A 22,208-nucleotide genomic window follows, 5' to 3' on the forward strand; every position below is an offset into this window, starting at 1 on the left:
GGAGCGCGAGACCAGTACCGGCCATTGCACCCAGAAATGCCATATTTCCAATAAATTGCCGCCGCGAACGCATCGTTTCCTCCCATATTGCATGCCCAGGCTATCCAGGCTGCCCCTTCCAGGCAAACTGTGATAAATCGCACCAAGCATTAGAAATTCTAGGCCATAGATGACCCGACCCCACCTTCCGCTGAATGCTCTGCGCGCCTTTGAGGCCTCTGCCCGGCACCTGTCTTTCACCAGGGCCGCTATCGAGCTCTGCGTGACCCAGGCGGCGGTCAGCCACCAGGTCAAGGGGCTGGAGGAACGGCTGGGCGCACAGCTTTTTCGACGGCTGCCGCGCGGACTGGTGCTGACAGATGAAGGCATGGCCCTGTTGCCCGGTGTCCGCGACAGTTTCGATCAGATCGCCCGCCTCCTCCACCGGTTCGATGGCGGGCCGGTGACCGAACCATTATCCGTGGGCGTGGTGGGCACCTTCGCAGCGGGGTGGCTGCTGGCGCGCATCGACGGGTTTCAGGAAGCCAACCCTTTCGTGGACCTGCGCCTGTCCACAAACAATAACCGTGTCGATATCCAGGCAGAGGGGCTGGACGCCGCGATCAAGTTTGGCGACGGCGCCTGGCATGGGATGGAAGTGCAGCCATTACTGGTGGCGCCAATGGCGCCGCTCTGCCTGCCATCGGTGGCCGCGCGACTGAAATCGCCGTCCGATCTGGCAGGGGAACGGCTTCTGCGCTCCTACCGGTCGGATGAATGGCCGCGCTGGTTTGCCGCTGCCGAGACACCCTGCCCGCCCCTCCGCGGGCCTGTCTTCGACAGTTCCTGGATCATGGTGGAAGCGGCATTACAGGGCCATGGTGTTGCCCTGGCCCCAGTCATGATGTTCAGCCGCGAGGTGGCGGCGGGCAGGCTGGTTCAGCCCTTTGCCACCACCATCACCCTGGGCCGCTACTGGTTGGTCTGGCCCAAATCACGCCCGCCGGGCCGCGGCCTGACCGCCTTTTCCGGCTGGCTGGCGGATCAATGCGGAAACTGGTTTACAGACGCGCCGCGTGCCAGCGCAGGTGATCTTCCATGAAGCTGGAAATGAAATAGTAAGAATGGTCGTACCCTTCCTGCATCCGCAGGGTCAGGCGGATGCCAGCCTTGGTACAGGCCTCTGCCAGCAGATGCGGCCGCAACTGGTTCTCCAGGAACCCATCCGCCGTACCCTGATCGACCAGCAATTCAGCAACCCACGCCCCGTCCTCGATCAAGGCCACCGCGTCATGCTGGCGCCAAAAGGCTTTATTGCTGCCCAGATAGGCCGGAAATGCCTTCTGACCCCAGGGTACCTGCGACGGCGCCACAATGGGGGCGAAGGCTGAGATCGATTTGAACCGGTCGGGATGGCGCAAAGCCACTGTCAGCGCACCATGCCCGCCCATGGAATGGCCGGTGATGCCCTGGCGCTCCAGATCGACGGGGAAATGCTCTGCCACCAGGGCTGGCAACTCTTCCGTCACATAAGACCACATACGGAAATGCGGCGCCCAAGGCGCCTCGGTGGCGTCCACATAAAAGCCTGCGCCCTGGCCTAGGTCCCAGGCGGCATCATCGGCCACGCCCTCGCCGCGCGGGCTGGTATCGGGGCAGATGATGATCAGACCCAGTTCCGCCGCCCAGCGCCGAAACTCTCCCTTCTCCGTGGCATTGGCATGGGTGCAGGTCAGGCCCGACAGGTACCAGATTACGGGGCATTTCACCCCGTCGGCCGCCTGCGGCGGGGTGAAGACGCTGAACACCATTTGCGTGCCGGTGGATGTCGAGGCATGGCGGTAAACGCCCTGCACACCGCCATGGGACCGGGTGGTGGAGACGGTTTCCAGGGTCATGGTCAATAAACCACCACGCTGCGGATGCTCTCACCCGCATGCATCAGGTCAAAGCCCTTGTTGATCTCTTCCAGGGTCAGGACATGGGTGATCATCGGGTCGATCTCGATCTTGCCCTGCATGTACCAATCCACGATCTTCGGCACATCGGTGCGTCCGCGGGCACCACCAAAGGCCGAGCCTTTCCACACGCGGCCCGTGACCAGTTGGAACGGGCGCGTCGAAATCTCCTTGCCGGCCTCTGCCACGCCAATGACCACCGACACGCCCCACCCGCGATGGCACGCTTCCAGCGCCTGTCGCATGACCAGGGTATTGCCGGTGCAGTCGAACGTGTAATCGGCCCCCCCCTCCGTCAATGCCACCAGATGCTGGACGATATCGCCCTGGATCTTCTGCGGGTTCACAAAATGGGTCATGCCGAAGCGCTGTCCCCATTCGGCCTTGCGGTCATTGATGTCGACACCGATGATCTTGTCGGCGCCCACCATGCGGGCCGCCTGGATGACATTCAGGCCAATACCGCCCAGGCCGAACACCACGACATTGGAACCCGGTTCCACCTTGGCCGTGTTGGTCACGGCCCCCACCCCCGTAGTGACGCCGCAACCAATATAGCAGGAGGACTGGAACGGCGCGTCTTCGCGGATCTTGGCGACCGCAATCTCCGGCAGGACGGTGAAGTTGGAGAAAGTGGAACAGCCCATATAGTGATAGATAGGCTGGCCCTTATAGCTGAACCGCGTGGTGCCGTCGGGCATCAGGCCCTTGCCCTGGGTCGCGCGGATGGCAGTACACAGGTTGGTCTTGCGCGACAGGCAGCTTTTGCACTGCCGGCATTCGGGGGTGTACAGCGGAATGACATGGTCGCCCGGCTTCAGGCTGGTGACCCCTGCCCCCACCTCCCGCACGATGCCGGCCCCTTCATGGCCCAGGATGGAGGGGAAGATGCCTTCGCTGTCGAACCCGTCCAGCGTGTAGGCATCGGTGTGGCAGATGCCCGTCGCCATGATCTCGATCAGCACCTCACCCGGCTTGGGCCCTTCCAGGTCCAGTTCGACGATCTCCAGCGGCTTCTTGGCCTCGAAAGCGACGGCGGCGCGGGTCTTCATAGCGGTTCTGTTCCGGTCATTGGGTCGGAGAAAACTCTATCCGGGCAGCGTGGCACGGACGGCATGGGGGCGACAATAGCTTGAATATCCCGGCAACGATCATGCAATTTAGCAAATGATTATTGCCATGTGGGAACAATCATGGGCTCCTGGGACGGGATCGACAGCTTCATCGCCGTCTGTGAAACGGAAAGCTTTTCTGCCGCCGCGACCCGTCTGGGTGTTTCCACCTCCCATGTCAGCCGGGAGGTGGCGCGGCTGGAGGATCGGCTGCAGGTGCGCCTGCTCTACCGAACGACCCGACGGGTCAGCGTCACCGATGCCGGCCGCACCTTCCTGGAACGCTGCCGCCGGCTGGTGGAGGAACGGGAGGAGGCATTCGCGGCCGTCAGCGAAAGCGATGGCGCCCCGCGCGGTCATCTGCGTCTCACCTGTTCCATTGCCTATGGGGAGCGGTTCATTGTGCCCCTGGTCAACCGCTTCCTGCTGTCCCATCCGCAATTGTCCGTCAGCATCGATCTGACCAACCGACTGGTGGATCTGGTGGGCGAAGGCTTTGATCTGGCGGTGCGTACCGGCGCCAGCCTGAATGACAGCCGGTTGATCGCCGTGCAGTTGACGTCCCGCCGTCGTTATCTCTGTGCTGCTCCCGCCTATCTGGAACAGGTTGGCGCGCCCGTCAGCCTCGATGATCTGGCCCGCCATGAATGCCTGACGGGGACCGCCGAACTCTGGCATTTCGATGATCATGGCCAGCAGGTCTCCTTCCGGCCCGCTGGCAATTGGCGTTGCAACAGCGGCTTTGCCGTGTTGGATGCCGCACGCCAGGGGCTGGGTCTTTGCCAACTCCCCGATTTCTATGTCGAAACGGACCTGGCCGCTGGAACCCTGGTCAGCCTGCTGGACCAGCACCGCCCACCCGATGAAGGCATCTGGGCCGTCTATCCCCACCGCCGCCACCTATCACCCAAGGTGTCATTGCTGGTCGACTATCTGAAACACCATGTCGGGCGGTTGTAGCGCCTTGGCGCTTCGCCGCCCATGCAGGCGAAACGCCGTCATTTAACCTGCATATCGACAGATCGCCGCCTTCCGATCGGCGGCGCCGGGCGGCACCATCTCCCCTAACAGTTTTCGGGAAACGGGGAGCAATATGAAGAACATCCTGCTGCTGGGCGCCGGCAAGATCGGCATCGCCATCACCCTGCTGCTGCGCCGGACCGGCGATTACACGGTCACCGTCGCCGACCACAGCGCCAACGCCTTGACGCGTTTTGCCGACCTGGGTGTGGACACGATCCAGTTGGACATTCATGACGGTGCAGCCCTGCGCGCGGCCATGGCCGGCAAATATGCGGTGCTGAACGCCCTGCCCTTCCACACCACGGCCACCGTCGCCTACGGCGCCTATGATGCCGGGATTCATTATTTCGACCTGACCGAGGATGTGGCCAGCACCCGCATTGTAAAGGAGGTGGCCGCCAAGGCCGGCAGCGCCTTTGTCCCGCAATGCGGTCTGGCTCCCGGTTTCGTCTCCATCGCCGCGCATGGCCTTGCCGCCGGCTTTGACAGCCTGCGCGATGTGCAGTTGCGCGTCGGCGCCTTGCCGCGTTATCCGACCAACGCCCTGAAATATAACCTGACCTGGTCCACCGACGGCCTGATCAACGAATATCTGAACCCGTGCGAGGCGGTGCAGGACGGCAAGAATGTTGAGCTGCCCCCCCTGGAAGACCTGGAAGAATTTGCACTGGAAGGTGTGACATACGAGGCGTTCAACACCTCGGGCGGCCTGGGTTCGCTGACCGAGACGCTGGCCGGCAAGGTGGAAAACCTGACCTACAAGTCGGTCCGCTATCCGGGCCATTGCGCCATCATCAAGTTGCTGGTGGAAGACTTGCGCCTGGGCCGCCGCCGCGACCTGTTGAAGGAAGTGCTGGAAGAGGCACTGCCCATCACCATGCAGGATGTGGTGTTGGTCTTCTGCACCGTCAGCGGCAAGCGCCATGGCCGCCTGGAACAGGAAAGCATCGTCCGCCACATCCATGGCGAGGAGGTCGAAGGCCATTTCCTGTCGGCCATTCAGATGAGCACAGCCGCCGGCATCTGCGCCATGCTGGACCTGCAGGCCGCCGGTCACCTGCCGTCCAAGGGTTTTGTCCGTCAGGAACAAATGCCGCTGGACCTGTTCCTTTCCAACCGTTTTGGAAAGGTTTATGCGTGACCCAAAATGGGGATGGGTGCCGTACCCGTCCCCATTTCCCATAAAGCATAAACAAACAGCCATCCATACCGGAGTTCCGCCCCATGTCCGCCACCGCCGCCCTTCTGGACCGTCTGGGCATTGCCCATCTCGTTGCCGACGGGGATATCGTGTCCCGCTCCCCCATTGATGGTGCCCGTCTGGGGGCCGTGAAAGCGCACAACGCCGCTGAGGTTGATGCCGCCCTGGCCCAGTCCGCCGCCGCCTTCAAGGCCTGGCGCACCGTCCCCGCCCCGCGCCGGGGCGAGTTGATCCGCTTGTTCGGTGAGGTGCTGCGCGAGCATAAGGCCGACTTAGGCGCGCTCGTCACGTTGGAAGCCGGCAAGATCGTCCAGGAAGGCCTGGGCGAAGTGCAGGAAATGATCGACATTTGCGACTTCGCCGTCGGCCTGTCGCGGCAGTTGCACGGCCTGACCATCGCGTCCGAACGTCCCCGTCACCGTATGGTGGAGACGTGGCAGCCGCTCGGCCCCGTCGCCATCATCACCGCCTTCAACTTCCCCGTGGCCGTCTGGGCCTGGAATGCGGCCCTGGCCTTGGTCTGCGGCGACCCGGTGATCTGGAAGCCCTCGGAAAAGACGCCGCTGACGGCACTGGCCACGCAGGCTTTGTTCGAAAAGGCCCTGGCCCGTTTCGGCGACGCGCCGGAAGGATTGTCGCAGTTGCTGTTCGGCCTGCGCGCGGTGGGTGAACAAATCGCCGCCGACCCCCGCGTGCCGCTCGTCAGCGCCACCGGTTCCACCCGCATGGGCCGCGAAGTGGCCCCGGTGGTCGCCAAGCGCTTTGGCCGGTCCATCCTGGAACTGGGCGGCAATAACGCCATGATCGTGACGCCCTCGGCCGATCTGAAACTGGCCGTGCGCGCCATCCTGTTCGCCGCCGTCGGCACCGCCGGTCAGCGCTGCACCACCCTGCGCCGCCTGATCGTGCATAATGACTGCTATGACAAGGTGGTGTCGGCGGTGAAGACGGCCTTCGCCGCCATTCAGCCGGGCGACCCGCGCCATGCGGGCACCCTGATGGGTCCGCTGATCGACAAGGCCGCCTTTGACGCCGTGACCAAGGCCCTGGAGGCCGCCAAGGCACAGGGCGGCACCGTGCATGGCGGTGGCCGCGCCCTTTCGGACATCTTCCCCGAGGCTTGGTACGCCTACCCCGCCATCGCGGAAATGCCGTCTCAGACGGAGATCGTGAAGCACGAGACCTTCGGCCCCATCCTCTATGTCCTGCGTTACAGCGACTTCGAGGAGGCCGTGGCGATGCAGAACGATGTGCCGCAGGGCCTGTCGTCCAGCATTATGACCCGTGACCTGCTGGAGGCGGAGCGCTTCCTGGCGCCCGATGGCTCCGACTGTGGTATCGCCAATGTTAATATGGGGCCCAGCGGTGCCGAAATCGGTGGCGCCTTCGGGGGGGAGAAAGAAACGGGCGGCGGTCGCGAAAGCGGGTCCGACAGTTGGAAGCAGTATATGCGCCGCCAGACCTCGGCTATCAATTACGGCACCTCGCTGCCGCTGGCCCAGGGGATTGAGTTCCCGGAGCTGTGATAGGATGCCGGGGCGGGTGGGCAACCATCCGCCCCGATGATCCGTTTTTTCGTTTTGCCAAGGCCCCCGATGGACGCCACCGACGCCCAACAGGATGCCGTTGATACGGCCCTGCTCGCCCTCCTGAAGGCCAATGCCCGCGAACCGGCGGCGTCGCTGGCCCGCAAACTCGGACTGGCGCGGTCGTCGGTGCAGGCCCGTATCGCCCGGCTGGAACGGCTGGGCATTATCCAGGGCTATACGCTGCGCCAGGATCCGGGCAGCAGCCGGCTGATCCGCGCCTATGTGCTGCTCTCCACCAATCCTAAGATGCTGTCGCGTATCGTGGCAGAGGTGAAGCGCATCACCGAGGTGGAAAGCCTGTCCGCCATCTCGGGCACCTACGACATGATGGCCGTCATTGCGGCGCAGTCGGTGCAGGATATCGACCGGGTTCTGGACCTGCTGGGGCAGGTGCAGGGGGTGGAACGCACCATGTCGTCCCTGGTCCTGTCGGACAAGTTCAGGCGATAGCGCGGCGCGCCAGCACTCCGACGAGATGCGCCCGATATGCCGCGTCGGCATGCATATCGCTGTTCAACCCCTCGGCGTCCAGCACCAAGCCATCCAGCGCATCCGCACTGAACCGTGCGCTCAGCGCCGCTTCCGCTGCGTGCCAGCGGAAGACGGAAGGCCCGGCACCCGTCACCGCCGCGCGAACCGCGTCCCCCCGCTTGGCGACAAATACGCCGGCCATCGCATAGCGGCTGGCCGGATTGGAAAACTTGGCATAGCGGGCATGGGAGGCGGCGGGGAAGAAGAGGGAGGTCATCACCTCGCCCGGCTGCAAGGCGGTTTCAAACAGGCCGGTGAAGAACGCACCGCCCGCAATATCCCGGCGGTCGGTGCGGATAATGGCATCCAGCGCGACCACCGCCGCCGGATAATCCGCCGCCGGGTCGGCATTGGCGATGGACCCGCCAATGGTGCCGCGGTTGCGCACCTGGGCATCGCCAATATGCGCCGCCAGATCGGCCAGCCCCGGCAGCACCGCGCGCACAAGCGCGTTACGGGCCACGGCGGCATGCGTCGCCATGGCGCCGATACGCACCCCGTCGCCCTCCGCCACAATCTCCCGCAATCCGGGAACGGCGGACAGATCCACCAGGGCGCTGGGCATGGCCAGACGCTGTTTCAGGGTGGGGATCAGGGTCTGGCCGCCCGCCAGGACCTTGGCATCCTCGTCCGCGATCAACAGCGCGACCACATCGGCCAGCGCAGTCGGGCGGTGATAATCGAACCCGTACATGGGCTTACCCTTCCCGCATGGCCTGGGCGCCAGCGCGCACAGCCTTGACGATATTCTGATATCCCGTACAGCGGCAGAGATTGCCCTCCAACCCTTCGCGGATCGTCGCCTCCTCCAGATCGCGGGCCGTCCGGGCCAACTCAATAGCCCCCATCACCATGCCCGGCGTACAGAACCCGCATTGCAGACCATGATGCTCCCGAAACGCCGCCTGCATCGGGTGCAAGGCCCCGTCCGGCCCCGTAATCCCCTCAATGGTCAGCACGTCGGCGCCATCGGCCTGGACCGCCAGTACGGCACAGCTTTTTACGGACAATCCGTCCAGATGTACCGTGCAGGCCCCGCACTGGCTGGTATCACACCCGACATGGGTGCCGGTCAGGCCCAGCTCATCGCGCAACAACTGCGACAGCAGCAGGCGCGGGTCCACCTCAAGGCTTACCGGTGCGCCATTCACGGTCAGAGTAATCGCAACGGACATGGGGCAAACCTCTCGCACTACAGCAGCCTGGGCCTTATCTGGCCCGCCGCCATACCCGTCGTCAATCCACCTCCTTCGGCGCCAGCAACAGATACATGGCCGGTGTCACCAGACGCGACAGCACCGTGGAAGAGATCAATCCACCGATGATGACCGCAGCCAACGGCGAATAGAGGCCCGAACCGCCCAGCGCCAGGGGCAGTAGACCGCCGATGGCGGTGACGGAGGTCAGCAGTACCGGCAAAAACCGTACCTCGCCCGCTTCCTCAATCGCAGCCTTCAGCGGCGTGCCGGCGCGGCGCAACTGGGTGGTGAAATCGACCAGCAGGATGGAGTTCTTGATCTCGATCCCGATCAGCGCGATGAAGCCGATCACGGCGGTGAAGGACAGGGTGTATCCAGTCACGAACAGCGCCACCATGCCGCCGATAATACCCAGCGGGATGACGCCGGCCACCACGGCGGTGGTGGCAAAACTGCGGAATTCCAGGATCAGGACGGCCATGATCCCGAACATAGCCACCAGGATGGCACCTGACAGGCCGGCGAAGCTTCGTGACCGGCTCTCTGCCTCTCCACCCGTCATCAACCGGTAACCCGGCGGCAAGGCCAGGGCTGAGAGCTGTTCGCCAATGGCACGGGTGACGCGGTCAGTGTTAAAGCCGGTGGCTGTGAAGGCCGTGATCGTCACTGCACGCTCACGGTTGAACCGATCAATGCGGGCAGGACCGGTGATAAAGTGCGGATCGCTGATCGCTGACAGCGGTACGGCCCCCGCCGCCCCCGGCACCCGGATATCGGCCAGCACATCCAGTTCATGCCGCCCCTCCATGGGCAGGCGCAGGGTGACGGGATAGTCATCGCCGTCGCTTTCCCGATAGGTCGCCACCGCTTCGCCGGACAGTGACAAGCGCACGGCGCGGTCCACCGCTCCCGCCGGCACACCCAGCACGCCCGCCTTGTCCAGGTCGATACCCAGATCCAGGTCGGTGCGGTCCAGGCGCAGCGGGTTGACCACGTCGCGCGATCCGGCCGTGCCCTCAATGATGGCGGTCACCTTGGCCGCCAGTTCCTTCAGGACCGGCAGTTCCGGGCCAAGGATACGGACCGCGATGGGCGCCTCAATCGGCGGGCCATTCTCGAACACCCGCACGATGATCTGCGCACCGGGATAGGCCGCCAACCGCGTCCGCAGCTTGTCCAGTTCCGCCGTGCTCTGCTTTCCCTTCCACTGCGTCAGGCCGACAAAGATCGCGCCATGGGTGGGGTCATCTTCGCGTGGGCTGATGTTGTAATAGATACGGGGATTGCCATGCCCGGCATTGGCCATGACAAAGCGCACATCCGGCATTTGCTTGACCTGTTCCTCAACGAACCTCACTGCCTTGTCGGTTTCCGCCAGCGGCGCACCGTCGGGCAGGTCGATCTCGATCAGGAATTGCGGAATATCGGCCGGTGGAAACAGGCTGAAACCGATACGCGGCACCAGGGCAATGGACCCCACAAACAGCAATGATGCGATCAGCACGGTGACGCCGGGCCTTTCCAAGGCTCTGTGCAGAACGGGGCGATAAACGGCATGGATGGCCCCCATCACCCATTGCAGGGCCTTGTTGCCCTCCGGGTCCTCGTGACGCGACAGGATGCGTGCGGCCAGGAACGGGATCATGGTCAGCGCCACGAATAAGGACGCGGCAACGGTGGCCAGCACTGACACAGGTAGCGACTTGATGAACTTGCCCGACCCTTCGGGCAGAAACATCAGCGGCAGGAACGCCAGCAACAGGGTGGCGGTGCAGCCCAGGACAGCGACGGCAATCTGCCGCGTGCCCTCAATCGCCGCTTCCTCCCGGCTTTTGCCCATGCGCAGGTGCCGGGCGATATTCTCGGTCACCACAATACTATCATCGACCAGCAGACCCAGTGACAGCACAAAGCCGGCAATGGATAATTGGTTCAACGTGAAGCCGGTGAAGTGCAAGACGGTCACGCCGATGGCCAGTGACAGCGGAATGGCCAGCATCACCACCAGCGATGCACGCAGACCCAGCGGGATCAGGGTGACCAGCACCAGTCCCAGCGCGATGGCGAAATCACGGAACAGGGTCGATAGGCGTTTGGCCACATTCTCTGACTGATCGAATCCACGCTCTAACTGGATATTGGGCGGCAGGGTTCGCTCAAACGCATCCAGTGCCTGATAGGTGGCTTTCTTCAGATCGAAGATATTCTGGCCCGGCTTCTGGTTGGCCGTGATGAAAACAGCCCGCTTGCCACTGAACCGCGCAATATGGTTGGCTTCATCCGCCGCCCAGGTGACCTCGGCCACATCGCGCACCCGTACCACGCGGCCGTCGGCCGCTCGTACAACCGTGTTGGCAATATCGTCCAGCGTGTCGAAATCGCCCTCGGTCTTCACCGTAAAGCGCCGTTCCCCGGCATGCAGGGCGCCCAGCGGCACCGCCGCCCCTTCTGCCTTCAAGGCATCGGCCACCGCCGTGACGGGCAGGCGCAGTTCGGCCAGTCGCCCCGCATCAATGGCGACACGAACCTCTGTCCGCTCTTCTCCCCATATCTCGCTTTCCCAGACGCCGGGAACCCGGTCGATGATATCGCGCAGATCATCGGCACGTTTGCGCAACTCCAAGGCCGACACGCCGTCGCCAACCAGGGCCACCTGCATGAAATTGGTCAGCGCTGTATTGAACTTCTTCACCTCCAGCCGGACCAGACCCGCTGGCAGGGTGGGGCGTATGGCATTCACCTCCCGCACCACCTGATCGTATTTGCGCTCTGCATCAGCGGACCAGTCGAACTCGACGGTGATCACCGCCACGCCGTCCCTTGTCCGCGAGGTGAGTTTGGTAATGTCATCCAGACTGTCGATGGCATCTTCCAGCGGGTCGGTGACCTGCTTTTCCAAATCAATCGTATCGGCCCCCGGCAGAACCGCGACCACCAGCACCGTGGGAATGGGAAAGCTGGGATCTTCGGCACGCGGGATGGACAGAAGCGAGCTGACGCCCATGGCGGCCAGCATGGCGAACAGGACCAGTGTGAATTGCCACTGGCGCACGGAGAAAGCGGCGATATTGCCCATGGCTTATTTCCCCGCCGGTGCGATGCTGATGGCACTATCGGGCCGCAGGTAGGCACCACCGGCGGAGACCACCTGTTCGCCTTCCGCCAGACCGGCCGCGACCAGCAGATCGGCACCACGCAGACCCGCCACCTTCACTTGCCGCCGTTCCACCCCCTTGCCATCGGCCTTTACGACATAAAGGGTGGCCAGATCGCCGAACCCTTCGATAATGGCCGACGCCGGTACGGCCAGAGGTGGTGGGGTATTGCCTGATTTCGGGGCGATGAACAGGGTGACGATGCGTCCACTGGACAGATCGGCCGGGGCTTCGGGCAGGGTCACTTCCACATCGAACACCCCGGTGCCCGTCGCGCTTTTGGCGGCGATGCGGGTCACCTGGCCCGTCAGCTTACCGTTGGGCAGGGCCAGTTCCACTGCATTGCCAGTGCCGATAAGGGCCACATCGCGGTCGGACAGGCCGGCGCGCACGATGACCCCGCTTTCTCGATCCCCAATGACCAGGGCCGTCGTGCCGGCGGGTACGATCTGCCCTGGTTCCAGCGGTCGGGCCAGAACCACGCCATCGGCGGGGGCCGAAATCTCCGACAGGCCGCGGTTGAAGGCGATGGCGTCACGGTCGGCCTGCGCCGTGTCCAGTGCCGACTTGGCGGCATCCACCCGCGCCTTTTCCACAAAGCCCTTGGCAACCAGCGGCAGCAGCCGGTCAAGATCCTGCCGCGCCTTCGTGACGCGCGCATCGGCGGCGCGCAACTGCGCATCCACCTCTGTCACCTGGATACGGGCCAGACGTTGGCCGCGCGTCACCGGATCGGCGATATCAACCTGGAACCCCTCTACCTTACCCGCCACCTTGAAGGAGAGCGGGATCTCCCGCTTGAAAGCGATGGTGCCGGTCGCTTTCACCCATTCCGCCTCTGGTGCAGGGCGCGCGGCACTGACTGTAACGGGTACAGGCGGGGTCGCGGGGGCCGCTTGTGCTGCGTCGGGATCATCCTTGCCGCATGCGGAAAGGGCCAGAACAAGGATCAGGAGAAGGGACGCGCGCAGCATGGCACACCTAACCTAACATCGATAAGTTTACGGTGTTAGGTTTAGTCCGGCTGCGCTATAGGTCAATAGGAATTTTGAGAGTTGATGGCATGGTTAACAAAAAAGGCACACGCGCTGTCAATCCGGGCAAGCGGACGCGGCTTCCCGCCGCTGAACGGCGCGCCCAGATCCTGGCTGTGGCCCGCGACCTGTTCGTGACCCAGGGATTTGAACAGGCCAGCATGCGCCGCATTGCCGATGCCGCTGGCATTACACCGACGGCGATTTACGATCATTTCGCAGACAAGGAAGCGCTGCTGACCGCCATCGCGGCAGACTTCTTTGATGGTCTGGTGGCGGCCATGACCATGCCGCCGGATGCGGCGACCGACCCGTTGGGCCTGCTGCGGCAATTGATGATCAATTATGTACGCTATGGACTGGCGCACCCGAACGAATACCGCCTGGTCTTCATGACCAGCCTGTCGCGCTTCGTGCCCACCTTGGGCCATCGCGGCCTGCCCTGCTCTGGCGTGGTGCCGGAAGAGGTGGCGCAGAAAACCGTTAAGGCCATGCAATCCTTCGGCATCTTGCAGACCGGGATTGAGCGGTTGGTGGCCGCCGGCCTGCTGCGTGGCGACGACCCGGAAGGCTTCGCCGACAGCGTCTGGGCCATGGGCCACGGCATCGTCTCCCTGATCATCACCAAGGGCGACAGCAACTTCACCCCCATCGACCGCTGGATCGACACATCCATCGGAATATTGATGGAGGGGATGCGGCCGCGTTAACCGACCCCGCCGCCCACCTCTTCCAGATAGACCTTGGCCATTTCCGCATAATGCGGCGCGATGGACATCTGCATCCGGATGTCATCCTCGGTCAGGAGGCGCAGGAATCTGGCGGGGCTGCCGCCCCACAATTCACCTGCCTTCACCCGCTTACCGGGCGTGACCAGGGCACCGGCGGCCACCATCGCCCCCGCTTCCACCACCGCGCCATCCATGACACAGGCCTTCATGCCGATGAAGGCCCCATCCTCCACCACACAGCCATGCAGCAGGGCCAGATGACCGACGGTGACATTGTCACCGATGGTGGTGCTGAACCGGTTGCGGGTGCAGTGGACGACGCTGCCATCCTGGATATTGCTGTTGCGGCCAATGCGGATGGCGTTGACGTCACCGCGAACGGTGACGCCGAACCACAGGTTGGTCCCCGCCCCGATCTCGACATCGCCGATGATGGTCGCATTGGCCAGAAAGACCGACGGGTCGATCACGGGCAGCTTGCCCCTGAAGGGCAGGATGGTGGGGATGGGACGGGAATGGATCACGGGAACACCGGCACGACATCCAGGCCCAAGGTCTCGTCAAACCCGTTCATGATGTTGAAATTCTGTACGGCCTGACCCGAGGCCCCCTTCATCAGATTGTCGATGACAGAGACCAGGATGGCGCGGCCCGGTATGCGGTCGGCGAAGACATTGATCAGCGACAGGTTGGACCCGGCGACATGGCGCGTCTGCGGGCCGACACCGGGGGCCAGCAGCTTCACGAACGCCGCACCGGCATAGGCCTTTTCCAGGGACGCCCGCAAGGCCGCCACATCCACCCCGTCCTTCAGGCGGACATAGGTGGTGGCCATCATGCCCCGGTTCATAGGGATCAGGTGCGGGGTGAAGGCGATGCGGATATCGCCGCGACCGGCGGCCCAGCCCAGGCTCTGCTCAATCTCTGGCGCGTGGCGGTGCGAGGCAATGCCATAGGCATGCATACCCTCCGCCACTTCGCAATAAAGGCTGCCCTGCTTGGCATCGCGGCCCGCACCTGACACGCCCGACTTGGCGTCGATGATGATGTCATCGGCGGAGATCAGCCCGTCCTTCAGCAGCGGCAGCAGCGGCAGCAGCGAAGCGGTGGGATAGCAGCCCGGATTAGCGACCAGCCTTGCCTTAGACACCTGTTCACGCGCCACTTCCGACAGGCCATAAACGGCGTTTTCTTGCAGATCGACGGCCTTGTGCGCGTGGCCATACCATTCGGCATAGGTATCGACATTGAACAGCCGGAAATCCGCCGACAGGTCACAGACGCGGACATGGGGCGGCAGGCCGGCGATCACCTCCTGCGTGGTGCCATGCGGGAGGCCGCAGAACACAAAATCCACCTCGTCCCAGTTCACATCGGCGATCTTGGTCAGGACCGGCAGGTCATAGGGGGCCAGATGGGGAAACACCTCGGCCACCGGCTTTCCGGCCGCGCGTTCGCCCGTCAGGGCCGTGATGCGCACACGCGGATGGCGCAACAGCAATCGCATCAGCTCGGCACCCGTATAGCCGGAAGCGCCCAGAATGGCGACGCGGACGGGAGTGGAGGCGGAAGCGGTGCTCATTGACGATGGTCTCCTGCTGAACGGATGGGCACCCAGATTGGCACCCGTCCGTTACAAATACAGCTTCATGCCCTCATGCGAAGCATCAAAGCCAAGGCGCTGGTAGAACCTGTGTGCATCGGTCCGCCGCTTGTCGGTGGTCAACTGCACCAGTCCGCAGCCGCGCGCGCGGGCCAGGTCGATGCAATTCTCCATCAAAATGGCGCCCAATCCCTTGGACCGCAGGTTGGCGGCCACCCGCACTGCCTCGATGGTGCAGCGGCGCATCCCTTTACGACCCAGGCCGCGGGCATAGTTCAGTTGCGCCATGCCCACCACACGCCCATCCAGATCCAGAATCAGGATTTCGGCATTGGGGTCCAGGATGATCTCATCCCACGCCTCATAATAGGGTTCCAGGTCGGTCGACTGCTCACGCCCCTGGCCCAGCAGGTCGTCGGTCAGCAGCGCCACCATCTCCGGCACGTCCCGACGCTGGGCCACGCGCACAACGATTTCATCCTTGATCGACATCAGGTCCCCCGGCTGATTACAGGGGGCAATGTACCAGGGATGACATCAGACAGGTGCCGATAGTTTATCGCGCAGCGCCCACTGCGAGCAATTGCGATGAATTCGCATTTTCAGGCTGGTATGTGCGAGTGATTTGCAGTAGCTTACCGCCATCGTTCTGGTGACCGGGGCCGCTGTCCGATCATGTATGTCTGCATCTGCAACGCCATCAACTGCAAGACCGTGCGTCATAGCGTGGAGAATGGCGCGTCCAGTGTGGCCAGTGTGTTCAAGGCTTGCGGCAAGACCCCGCAATGCGGCCGCTGTTTCACCACGATCCGGGAAATGGTGGGCGATGCCCGCCCCGCCCATGGCTGCACTGGCCATTCCCATGCCATCGCGGCGGAATAATCGGGGTCATTGACCTCAACAGACACGCAGTGTGGTCATGGAGCACGGGACCTTACCCTCTCCATAACGATTGCCGCGCTCGGCTCGTTCCTGCTTTTCTTCCTCGACCACGGCCTTCTCTGCTTCGATACGGCGGGCCCGTTCTTCCTGGATCTCCCGCAGGCCGGCATCATTTTTATCCAGGCGTCCCCCCAGCAGGCGCAGATGGCGCTCGGCCGCGACAAAGAGCGGCTCCTCGCTGGTTGAGCCATCCAGGCGCGGGGCCTCCTCCTCGCTGCCCGACACATACACCACCCGGAACAGGCCATACGCCTCCTCATGCCGGCCAATTTCCTGATGGATCAAAGCCAGTTGATAGCGGGCACCCATATCTTCCGGGTCCTCCTGGGCCAATCGGCCATAGAATTCCAGGGCCATGACGTAATCCCGCGCCTGCAGCGCCGCCCGCCCCCGGTCCGTGTCATCATTCATGAAAGGGTTTATCGGCTGCGCCCAGCGTGGTGACAGGCATCCCGGCAGAAGGACCAGAACGGACAGGGCCATGCACAGGGCGGGCAGACGGCGGATCATGCAATCCTCAAGATCGGAAAGACGCGGTTCGTCTTATCCTAGCACGATGACGTGATCCGTCACCGGTCGCGCGAAAGCATAGTGTCCAACGCGCTCCTGCTGACCTATCCTGGGAGCAATGAGACAGGGGTGGGCATGTTGCTGGACGAATCCGCCGCGCAAATCGATCACGCGATCCTGACGGCCGATCGCGGTATGCGGACCCTTCTCCTGTTCTGGTGGCACCTGAAGCGGGGCAATCCCGGCACCGCACTACCCACCCGCACCCAGATGGACCCCTGTGCCCTGCCGCGGTCCATCCTCCCGGTCATGTTCATCTATGAACGTCTTGGGGATGGACGATTGCGTTGCCGCCTGTCAGGGACCCGCCTGCGTGACCTGTTCGGTCAGGATGGCACAGGTCTTTGTCTGGACCAGTTGATCATCCCGGCCGCTGTGCCCGGACGCAGCGCATTGTTCCATCAATGCCTGGATAGCGGGCTGCCCTTGTTCTATCGCGGTTTCCTGGGGCCGGCTGGACGGAGCTGGCGGGGGTTCAACCGTCTGCTGCTGCCGGTATCGGTCAAGCCGGGCGCAGCGGCAACACAGATCATGGGCATGGTCCGCGTCTTTGACCCACCGCCGGGCGCCCCTGCACTGGACGGTGCTGACAGTGACGGTCTGCTCAGCGCCCGGTTGCTGGACGATGCCACCTGCGCCAGCCTCGCCGGGACCTGACCGGCAAGCGTTCCCCTTGATCAATCAGGCCCGACGGTGCGCGGGATCACGCGGCTGCCAGCACCGGTGCCGTTGCCTCATCCAGGCGAAACTGGACCCGCAGGACACCATTCTCCGTGCTGACGGTACGCCCCCGCAGGGAGCCGCAACTCAGTCCCATCAACACCACCTCATCCCCTGGGTCCACCGAAAGGGTTGTGCGGATGGCCGCCCCGGCCGCTGACAGATCAGTGATACGCCCCGGTTGACGCCCGCCCCTTGGCCCCGACAGTTCGACGGCCAGATCAACAATCCGGCGTTCATAGGCGCGGCGTTCACCGGCCCTGTCCATGGCTGACAGGAAATCCTCCACCTCCTGGCGCAACTGTTCGGCCTGTTCAGACAGTTCCCCGGCCGCGGCGTGCAACTGTGACGAAGCCGAAAGGGTGAACTGCGCACCCTCACGCACCGCGCCAATGCTTTCCGATACCTCGCCCGTGCGCCGCGCCGCTTCATGAACGTTACGGCTGATCTCGGCGGTTGCGGCCTCCTGTTGGTTAACCGCACCGGCAATCGCGCTCGAATTCCGACCGATATTATCAATAATGTCGGCAATGGTCGCAATCATACCAGCGGCATCGTCGGCCGCTTCTTTGACCGCCCGGGCCTGGGTGCTGATATCCTCCGTGGCCCGCGCCGTCTGTCCGGACAGGTTCTTGACCTCGCTGGCCACGACGGCAAAACCCTTGCCGGCCTCGCCGGCACGGGCGGCCTCAATCGTAGCGTTCAGGGCCAGAAGATTTGTCTGGCTGGCAATCTCACTGATCAGGCTTACAACACCCTGCACATTGGCCACAACCGCTGACAATTCGCCGACAACCCGTCGGGCATTGTGGGCCTTTTCCACAGCTTCAGCGGTAATCCGGCCGGTAATGCCCACCTGCCGACCGATCTCTGCGCTGGACGCGGACAGTTCCTCGGTCGCAGCCGCGACGGTCTGTGCATTGTCGCGGGCAACCTGGGCGCTGTCGGCAACAGTGGTGGACTGGTGTCCCGTCATTTCCGCCTGCTGCTGCAACCCGCCGGATGTCGCCTCCAACTCGGTCGCTGCCGCCGCCACCGTGCGCAGTTTACCCGCCACCGCTAACTTGAAGTCGCGGGTCAGCACCTCCAGCGCGGCGCGGCGGCGTTCCTTGGCCTCCTCCTCCCGCTGCTTGTCCTCCTCCAGCGCGCGGGCGCGCAGGGCATTCTCGCGGAAAATGGCGATCGCACCGGCCATGGCGCCAATCTCATTGGTGACCTTGGCATCAGGCACCTCGACTTCCAGTTTTCCCGCCGCCAGATCCCGCATAACATTGGTCAGGGCCGACAAGGGGCGGGCCAGGGTCCGAGCCACGGCACTGGCACAGGCCGCCGATAGGCCCCCCAACACGATCACTGCAATTATCTGGATCAACAGCATCTGCCGATGTTTACGGCCTACATCATCCAGATAGACCCCGGACCCGATGACCCAGTTCCATTCCGGGACCAGCATGACAAAGGAGATTTTGTCCACCGGCTCGTCAAAACCGGGTTTGGGCCATTTATAAGGCACAAAACCCGCCTTGTCAGGACCGGTTGCCACCCGGACCATATCGCGGAACATCAGCGTTCCCGCCGGGTCCTTGAAGTCTGACATGTCCTTGCCATCCAGGTCGGCCTTGATCGGATGCATGACCATTCGATGGGCAGTGTCATTGACCCAGACATACTCGCCATCAAAACGCATCGCCTTCACAGCCGCCAGCGCACGGGCCTGGGCTTCTGCCCGGCTCAGGGTTCCAGCCTGTTCCTGGGCGGCATAGGATGTGACGATACCCCTGGCCGCCGTCGCTGCCGCCTGAGCACTGCTGTTATAGCGTTCCTGGAGCTGTGTATATTGCTGCTCACTGGTCAGGGCCGCAAACGCCATCAGACCAATTAGCAAGATCATGACAATCAAACCCAGCCGGGTTGAGATAGCACTATTATGAAACCACTGCGAAATATTCACCAACCACACCATTTTACCACCCGCCGAAGCCCTGGAATTTGTGAATAGCTATTCATGTCTCTGCGGTCGCCTGTATCATGGATGTCACTTTTTCAAGCAAGGTTGATTTTTTTGATTGGCGCCAAAGCGGGGTTCATCTGTGGTTAACCCAACCGCCAATGTCTTGATCTGGCGGGATCTTATGATCAGATTGTGGGAGGCGCATTGGGTTGCAGTCGGACGGTGTGGCGAACGATGCGTCACTCCGCCACAGGCAACGATCACTCCACTCTGCAATCAGGGATTACAATGGTGGCACCCTTCACCTTGCTGGGTCTGGATCATATCGTCCTGCGGGTCTATGATATCGACCGAATGCTGGGGTTTTACCAGACCGTCCTGGGCTGCACCCTGGAAAGGGTGCAGGCTAAAATTGGCCTTTATCAATTGCGGGCCGGGCGGCAACTGATTGATCTGATCCCCTTGGACGGCGAGTTGGGCCGGACAGGTGGGGCCGGGCCGGGACCGGAAGGCCGAAACCTGGAGCATTTCTGCCTGGAAATCACGCCTTTCGACGATCGTGTTATTCGCGCACATCTGGCCCGGCATGGCGTGACCATGGGCAGCACGGCTATCCGCAACGGGGCAACAGGGGAAGGTCCGTCGATCTACCTGACTGATCCGGAAGGCAATACCCTTGAATTGAAAGGAACGCCGTAAGCGGGCACCGGCCTAGGGGGCGGCCCGGCGAGGGCGCCCTATCGCAAGGATGTTTGAGGGCGATGGTTGCCCCACGCGCCACACTGTGCTGCCGAACCACCGGTAGTCGCTGCGGCCGATTGAAACCGTCTGATCGGTCCAATCACGGGAACGCCGCCTTAGCAATGACGCCAGCCGCCGACCCCCAGGTCTGTTTCCGCCCCTTCAAGGCCAAGAAGGTCGAGACCCGGTTCGCCCTCCACCACCTTGCCGATGCGGGTCACCTTGATCCCAGCATTAATGCCAGCGGCAGCAATATCTTCGGCCTTGTCAGCCGGGGCGGTGAAGGCAACTTCGTAATCATCGCCGCCAGTCAGAACAACCCGGCGCAGGGCCGGCACCCCGACCAGCAGACGCAGGGCCGCGCCGGACAGGGGGACGGCTTGAGTATCCACCTGTAAGCGCACCTTGCTGGTCACGGCCAGATGCCGCAGGTCTGCAACCAGCCCGTCTGAAATATCGAGCGCCGCCGTCCCAAACACGCGCAAAGAGGCAACAAGGTCCAGGCGGGGCAACGGACGGTGCAGGCGCGACAGCAGATAGGCGCGGTCACCCTCCGGTATCGGCTGGGTTAACGCCCCTTGCACCAACCGCAGCCCCAGGGCGGCATCGCCGATGGAACCGGTGACGAACAGGGCATCACCCACCCTTGCACCCTTACGGCGGATCATCCGATTGCACGGCACCAGACCCAGAGCCGTGACGGTCAGCGATAATGGTCCGGATGTCGAAACCGAATCACCGCCCAGCAGGTTGATCCTGAATTGGCGCTGCGCCTCGCCCAGCCCCTTGGCAAAAGCCTCGACCCACTCATCACCGATCGTTTTTGGTAAGGCCGTGACGAGGGAATAGGCCAACGGCTCCGCGCCCTTGGCGGCCAGATCCGACATGTTAACGGCCAGGAGCTTCCAGGCAAGGTCGGCCGGATTGTCATGGGGCAGGAAATGCACGCCAGAGACCATGGCATCGGTGGTCACCACCAATTGCTGATCATAGGGCACGTCCAGAACAGCGGCATCATCCGTCAGATCAAAGGCGCCGGGTACGCCCATGGCCAGGGGCCGGAAGAACCGTTCGATCCGGCCGAATTCACCCAGACTGACAGGCGCGCCTTGGTCGGTCACAGCTCGCCGCCCTTGCCCGCCGGCTTGGTGTTCATCTCGCTTGCACGCAGGATGCGGGCCAGCTTGTCCAGAACGCCATTGACCATACCCGGCTCTCGCCCCGCGAAGAACGCGTGAGCGACGTCGATATAGTCATTAATGATGATGTGGGGAGCAACGGCAGTATTGGCCAGCAGTTCCCAAGAGCCCGCCCGCAGAATGGCGCGCAGCAGCAGTTCCATGCGGTCCAGCGACCATTGCCGGTCCAGCAGACCGCCCAGATGCTGATCCACTTCGGCCAGACGGCCCTGCACCCCACGCACGATATCCGCGAACAGGGTTGGGTCGGCGGTCACAAACTCCTCGCCATCCTGTTCCTGGCCGATGCGGTGGCGGGCGAATTCATGGATCACCGTATCACTGGAGGCACCGGCCAGATCAATCTGGTAAAGGCCCTGAACGGCAGCCAGACGGGCAGCCGAACGGCGGGCCTTGGCAGACCCGGTGGGCTTGATCTTGGGCGCCGGTTCAGGGGCGACCGGGGGGGTGATCTTCTTGCGCGGCGGCATCTTGGAACCTGGAAACTCAGCGTGAATAAAGACGGAACTGTTTTTTCAGTTCGATCATCTGAAGGCAGGCATTGGCGGCAAAACCGCCTTTGTTCTTCTGGTTGACGGCGGCGCGGGCCCAGGCTTGCTCGTAATTTTCAGTGGTGAGAATGCCGTTGCCGATAGCCAGCGTATGGCGTAGGGCCAAATCGGACAGGCCGCGGGCGCTTTCCTGACAGACATAGTCATAATGCGTCGTCTCGCCCCGGATGACGCAGCCAAGCGCCACATAGCCGTCGAAACGGCGACGACCGGAATAGAAATCCATAGAGCGGACGGAGAACTGAATGGCGGCAGGGATCTCATAGGCGCCGGGCACCTGAAAAATCTCGTAGGTGGCACCGACCGCCTCCAGAGCACCGACGGCGCCCTTCACCAGCTCGTCCGCGAGGTCCTCATAAAAACGAGCCTCAACGATCATGATATGGGGCGCGTCAGCCATGGGGGCCATCCAGTTGGTC

Annotated in this window: 23 protein-coding genes; 9 read left to right on the plus strand and 14 right to left on the minus strand. The window is 63.0% G+C overall.

The annotated features are described in order from the left end of the window. Positions 1 to 169: 169 nt before the first annotated feature. Positions 170 to 1,081 (plus strand): LysR family transcriptional regulator, encoded by a 912-nt coding sequence (locus tag CHU95_RS07775; RefSeq protein ID WP_094455407.1) that lies wholly within the window; start codon positions 170 to 172, stop codon positions 1,079 to 1,081. On the opposite strand, the gene fghA is transcribed toward CHU95_RS07775, so the two are convergent. Both fghA and CHU95_RS07785 read right to left on the minus strand, forming a co-directional pair. Next, positions 1,041 to 1,877 (minus strand): S-formylglutathione hydrolase, encoded by an 837-nt coding sequence (gene fghA / locus CHU95_RS07780; protein WP_207762418.1) that lies wholly within the window; start codon positions 1,875 to 1,877, stop codon positions 1,041 to 1,043. The two genes, CHU95_RS07775 and fghA, sit on opposite strands and share 41 nt — an antisense overlap. 2 nt (positions 1,878 to 1,879) lie before the next feature. Then, entirely contained in the window at positions 1,880 to 2,989 is a 1,110-nt protein-coding gene (locus tag CHU95_RS07785; RefSeq protein ID WP_094455409.1) for an S-(hydroxymethyl)glutathione dehydrogenase/class III alcohol dehydrogenase, read from the minus strand. Positions 2,990 to 3,130: 141 nt separating this feature from the next. Between CHU95_RS07785 and CHU95_RS07790 the strand changes: the two genes are divergently transcribed. The 4 genes from CHU95_RS07790 to CHU95_RS07805 all read left to right on the plus strand — a co-directional run bounded on the left by CHU95_RS07790 (position 3,131) and on the right by CHU95_RS07805 (position 7,312). Further along, positions 3,131 to 4,009, plus strand: a complete 879-nt coding sequence (locus CHU95_RS07790; protein ID WP_094455411.1) for a LysR family transcriptional regulator — start codon at positions 3,131 to 3,133, stop codon at positions 4,007 to 4,009. A 133-nt stretch (positions 4,010 to 4,142) separates the two neighbouring features. Continuing rightward, on the plus strand, positions 4,143 to 5,213 hold the full coding sequence (locus tag CHU95_RS07795) for a saccharopine dehydrogenase family protein (RefSeq protein ID WP_094455413.1): 1,071 nt from the start codon (positions 4,143 to 4,145) through the stop codon (positions 5,211 to 5,213). A gap of 83 nt (positions 5,214 to 5,296) precedes the next feature. Continuing rightward, complete coding sequence (gene amaB / locus CHU95_RS07800) at positions 5,297 to 6,799, plus strand: L-piperidine-6-carboxylate dehydrogenase (protein WP_094455415.1); 1,503 nt, start codon at positions 5,297 to 5,299, stop codon at positions 6,797 to 6,799. Between the two features lie 69 nt (positions 6,800 to 6,868). Beyond that, a complete protein-coding gene (locus CHU95_RS07805) occupies positions 6,869 to 7,312 on the plus strand; it encodes an Lrp/AsnC family transcriptional regulator (protein ID WP_054170369.1) in 444 nt (147 codons plus the stop codon). On the opposite strand, the gene CHU95_RS07810 is transcribed toward CHU95_RS07805, so the two are convergent. The 4 genes from CHU95_RS07810 to CHU95_RS07825 form a co-directional block, all read right to left on the minus strand. After that, positions 7,302 to 8,087: an FAD binding domain-containing protein gene (locus CHU95_RS07810; protein ID WP_094455417.1), complete on the minus strand. Its 786-nt coding sequence runs from the start codon at positions 8,085 to 8,087 to the stop codon at positions 7,302 to 7,304. The two genes, CHU95_RS07805 and CHU95_RS07810, sit on opposite strands and share 11 nt — an antisense overlap. 4 nt (positions 8,088 to 8,091) lie before the next feature. Then, a complete protein-coding gene (locus CHU95_RS07815) occupies positions 8,092 to 8,568 on the minus strand; it encodes a (2Fe-2S)-binding protein (protein ID WP_094455419.1) in 477 nt (158 codons plus the stop codon). 61 nt (positions 8,569 to 8,629) lie between these two features. Further along, complete coding sequence (locus CHU95_RS07820; RefSeq protein ID WP_094455421.1) at positions 8,630 to 11,668, minus strand: efflux RND transporter permease subunit; 3,039 nt, start codon at positions 11,666 to 11,668, stop codon at positions 8,630 to 8,632. Positions 11,669 to 11,671: 3 nt separating this feature from the next. Next, positions 11,672 to 12,721 carry an efflux RND transporter periplasmic adaptor subunit gene (locus CHU95_RS07825; RefSeq protein ID WP_094455423.1) on the minus strand — a complete coding sequence of 350 codons (1,050 nt, stop codon included), beginning with the start codon at positions 12,719 to 12,721 and terminating at the stop codon, positions 11,672 to 11,674. A gap of 89 nt (positions 12,722 to 12,810) precedes the next feature. On the opposite strand from CHU95_RS07825, the gene CHU95_RS07830 reads away from it, so the two are divergent. Beyond that, positions 12,811 to 13,491, plus strand: a complete 681-nt coding sequence (locus CHU95_RS07830; protein ID WP_094455425.1) for a TetR/AcrR family transcriptional regulator — start codon at positions 12,811 to 12,813, stop codon at positions 13,489 to 13,491. Here the strand turns inward: CHU95_RS07830 and CHU95_RS07835 are convergent. From CHU95_RS07835 to CHU95_RS07845, 3 genes are read right to left on the minus strand one after another with little or no spacing between them, the layout of a single operon-like run. Beyond that, complete coding sequence (locus tag CHU95_RS07835) at positions 13,488 to 14,036, minus strand: gamma carbonic anhydrase family protein (RefSeq protein WP_245838024.1); 549 nt, start codon at positions 14,034 to 14,036, stop codon at positions 13,488 to 13,490. The two genes, CHU95_RS07830 and CHU95_RS07835, sit on opposite strands and share 4 nt — an antisense overlap. Beyond that, positions 14,033 to 15,094 carry an N-acetyl-gamma-glutamyl-phosphate reductase gene (argC, locus tag CHU95_RS07840; RefSeq protein WP_094455427.1) on the minus strand — a complete coding sequence of 354 codons (1,062 nt, stop codon included), beginning with the start codon at positions 15,092 to 15,094 and terminating at the stop codon, positions 14,033 to 14,035. Before argC ends, CHU95_RS07835 begins: the two co-directional genes overlap by 4 nt. Before the next feature lie 51 nt (positions 15,095 to 15,145). Then, on the minus strand, positions 15,146 to 15,607 hold the full coding sequence (locus CHU95_RS07845) for a GNAT family N-acetyltransferase (RefSeq protein ID WP_094455429.1): 462 nt from the start codon (positions 15,605 to 15,607) through the stop codon (positions 15,146 to 15,148). Between the two features lie 183 nt (positions 15,608 to 15,790). Here CHU95_RS07845 and CHU95_RS07850 point away from each other — a divergent pair, with 183 nt between their 5' ends. Then, positions 15,791 to 15,997, plus strand: coding sequence for a (2Fe-2S)-binding protein (locus tag CHU95_RS07850; protein ID WP_094455431.1), 207 nt, complete (start codon positions 15,791 to 15,793; stop codon positions 15,995 to 15,997). Positions 15,998 to 16,012: 15 nt separating this feature from the next. Here CHU95_RS07850 and CHU95_RS07855 read toward each other — a convergent pair whose 3' ends face one another. Beyond that, positions 16,013 to 16,567, minus strand: a complete 555-nt coding sequence (locus tag CHU95_RS07855) for a tetratricopeptide repeat protein (protein ID WP_094455433.1) — start codon at positions 16,565 to 16,567, stop codon at positions 16,013 to 16,015. Between the two features lie 81 nt (positions 16,568 to 16,648). Between CHU95_RS07855 and CHU95_RS07860 the strand changes: the two genes are divergently transcribed. Continuing rightward, positions 16,649 to 17,284, plus strand: coding sequence for a PAS domain-containing protein (locus CHU95_RS07860; RefSeq protein WP_133065474.1), 636 nt, complete (start codon positions 16,649 to 16,651; stop codon positions 17,282 to 17,284). 46 nt (positions 17,285 to 17,330) lie between these two features. On the opposite strand, the gene CHU95_RS07865 is transcribed toward CHU95_RS07860, so the two are convergent. Further along, positions 17,331 to 19,238: a cache domain-containing protein gene (locus CHU95_RS07865; RefSeq protein WP_165772082.1), complete on the minus strand. Its 1,908-nt coding sequence runs from the start codon at positions 19,236 to 19,238 to the stop codon at positions 17,331 to 17,333. Between the two features lie 348 nt (positions 19,239 to 19,586). Here CHU95_RS07865 and CHU95_RS07870 point away from each other — a divergent pair, with 348 nt between their 5' ends. Beyond that, a complete protein-coding gene (locus CHU95_RS07870) occupies positions 19,587 to 19,997 on the plus strand; it encodes a VOC family protein (protein WP_094455437.1) in 411 nt (136 codons plus the stop codon). Positions 19,998 to 20,155: 158 nt separating this feature from the next. Here the strand turns inward: CHU95_RS07870 and thiL are convergent, their stop codons facing one another. From thiL to CHU95_RS07885, 3 genes are read right to left on the minus strand one after another with little or no spacing between them, the layout of a single operon-like run. Next, positions 20,156 to 21,160 carry a thiamine-phosphate kinase gene (thiL, locus tag CHU95_RS07875; protein WP_245838027.1) on the minus strand — a complete coding sequence of 335 codons (1,005 nt, stop codon included), beginning with the start codon at positions 21,158 to 21,160 and terminating at the stop codon, positions 20,156 to 20,158. Beyond that, the gene (nusB, locus tag CHU95_RS07880) at positions 21,157 to 21,708 is read right to left on the minus strand and encodes a transcription antitermination factor NusB (RefSeq protein ID WP_094455439.1); all 552 of its coding nucleotides are present in this window, start codon (positions 21,706 to 21,708) and stop codon (positions 21,157 to 21,159) included. The genes thiL and nusB overlap by 4 nt, the downstream gene beginning before the upstream one ends. 16 nt (positions 21,709 to 21,724) lie before the next feature. Continuing rightward, positions 21,725 to 22,189, minus strand: a complete 465-nt coding sequence (locus CHU95_RS07885) for a 6,7-dimethyl-8-ribityllumazine synthase (RefSeq protein ID WP_094455488.1) — start codon at positions 22,187 to 22,189, stop codon at positions 21,725 to 21,727. Positions 22,190 to 22,208 lie beyond the last annotated feature (19 nt).

The sequence above is a fragment of the Niveispirillum lacus genome (assembly GCF_002251795.1).
GTDB classification, from domain to species: domain Bacteria; phylum Pseudomonadota; class Alphaproteobacteria; order Azospirillales; family Azospirillaceae; genus Niveispirillum; species Niveispirillum lacus.

Excerpts from the sequence above, each read along its gene's own strand:
- CHU95_RS07825 (WP_094455423.1), bottom strand. The coding sequence starts at position 12,721 with ATGCTGCGCGCGTCCCTTCTCCTGATCCTTGTTCTGGCCCTTTCCGCA.
- CHU95_RS07810 (WP_094455417.1), bottom strand. The coding sequence starts at position 8,087 with ATGTACGGGTTCGATTATCACCGCCCGACTGCGCTGGCCGATGTGGTC.
- CHU95_RS07805 (WP_054170369.1), top strand. The coding sequence starts at position 6,869 with ATGGACGCCACCGACGCCCAACAGGATGCCGTTGATACGGCCCTGCTC.
- CHU95_RS07865 (WP_165772082.1), bottom strand. The coding sequence starts at position 19,238 with ATGATCTTGCTAATTGGTCTGATGGCGTTTGCGGCCCTGACCAGTGAG.
- CHU95_RS07795 (WP_094455413.1), top strand. The coding sequence starts at position 4,143 with ATGAAGAACATCCTGCTGCTGGGCGCCGGCAAGATCGGCATCGCCATC.
- nusB (WP_094455439.1), bottom strand. The coding sequence starts at position 21,708 with ATGCCGCCGCGCAAGAAGATCACCCCCCCGGTCGCCCCTGAACCGGCG.
- CHU95_RS07850 (WP_094455431.1), top strand. The coding sequence starts at position 15,791 with ATGTATGTCTGCATCTGCAACGCCATCAACTGCAAGACCGTGCGTCAT.
- amaB (WP_094455415.1), top strand. The coding sequence starts at position 5,297 with ATGTCCGCCACCGCCGCCCTTCTGGACCGTCTGGGCATTGCCCATCTC.
- fghA (WP_207762418.1), bottom strand. The coding sequence starts at position 1,877 with ATGACCCTGGAAACCGTCTCCACCACCCGGTCCCATGGCGGTGTGCAG.
- CHU95_RS07885 (WP_094455488.1), bottom strand. The coding sequence starts at position 22,189 with ATGGCTGACGCGCCCCATATCATGATCGTTGAGGCTCGTTTTTATGAG.
- CHU95_RS07790 (WP_094455411.1), top strand. The coding sequence starts at position 3,131 with ATGGGCTCCTGGGACGGGATCGACAGCTTCATCGCCGTCTGTGAAACG.
- CHU95_RS07820 (WP_094455421.1), bottom strand. The coding sequence starts at position 11,668 with ATGGGCAATATCGCCGCTTTCTCCGTGCGCCAGTGGCAATTCACACTG.
- CHU95_RS07845 (WP_094455429.1), bottom strand. The coding sequence starts at position 15,607 with ATGTCGATCAAGGATGAAATCGTTGTGCGCGTGGCCCAGCGTCGGGAC.
- argC (WP_094455427.1), bottom strand. The coding sequence starts at position 15,094 with ATGAGCACCGCTTCCGCCTCCACTCCCGTCCGCGTCGCCATTCTGGGC.
- CHU95_RS07855 (WP_094455433.1), bottom strand. The coding sequence starts at position 16,567 with ATGATCCGCCGTCTGCCCGCCCTGTGCATGGCCCTGTCCGTTCTGGTC.
- CHU95_RS07785 (WP_094455409.1), bottom strand. The coding sequence starts at position 2,989 with ATGAAGACCCGCGCCGCCGTCGCTTTCGAGGCCAAGAAGCCGCTGGAG.
- CHU95_RS07830 (WP_094455425.1), top strand. The coding sequence starts at position 12,811 with ATGGTTAACAAAAAAGGCACACGCGCTGTCAATCCGGGCAAGCGGACG.
- CHU95_RS07870 (WP_094455437.1), top strand. The coding sequence starts at position 19,587 with ATGGTGGCACCCTTCACCTTGCTGGGTCTGGATCATATCGTCCTGCGG.
- CHU95_RS07775 (WP_094455407.1), top strand. The coding sequence starts at position 170 with ATGACCCGACCCCACCTTCCGCTGAATGCTCTGCGCGCCTTTGAGGCC.
- CHU95_RS07815 (WP_094455419.1), bottom strand. The coding sequence starts at position 8,568 with ATGTCCGTTGCGATTACTCTGACCGTGAATGGCGCACCGGTAAGCCTT.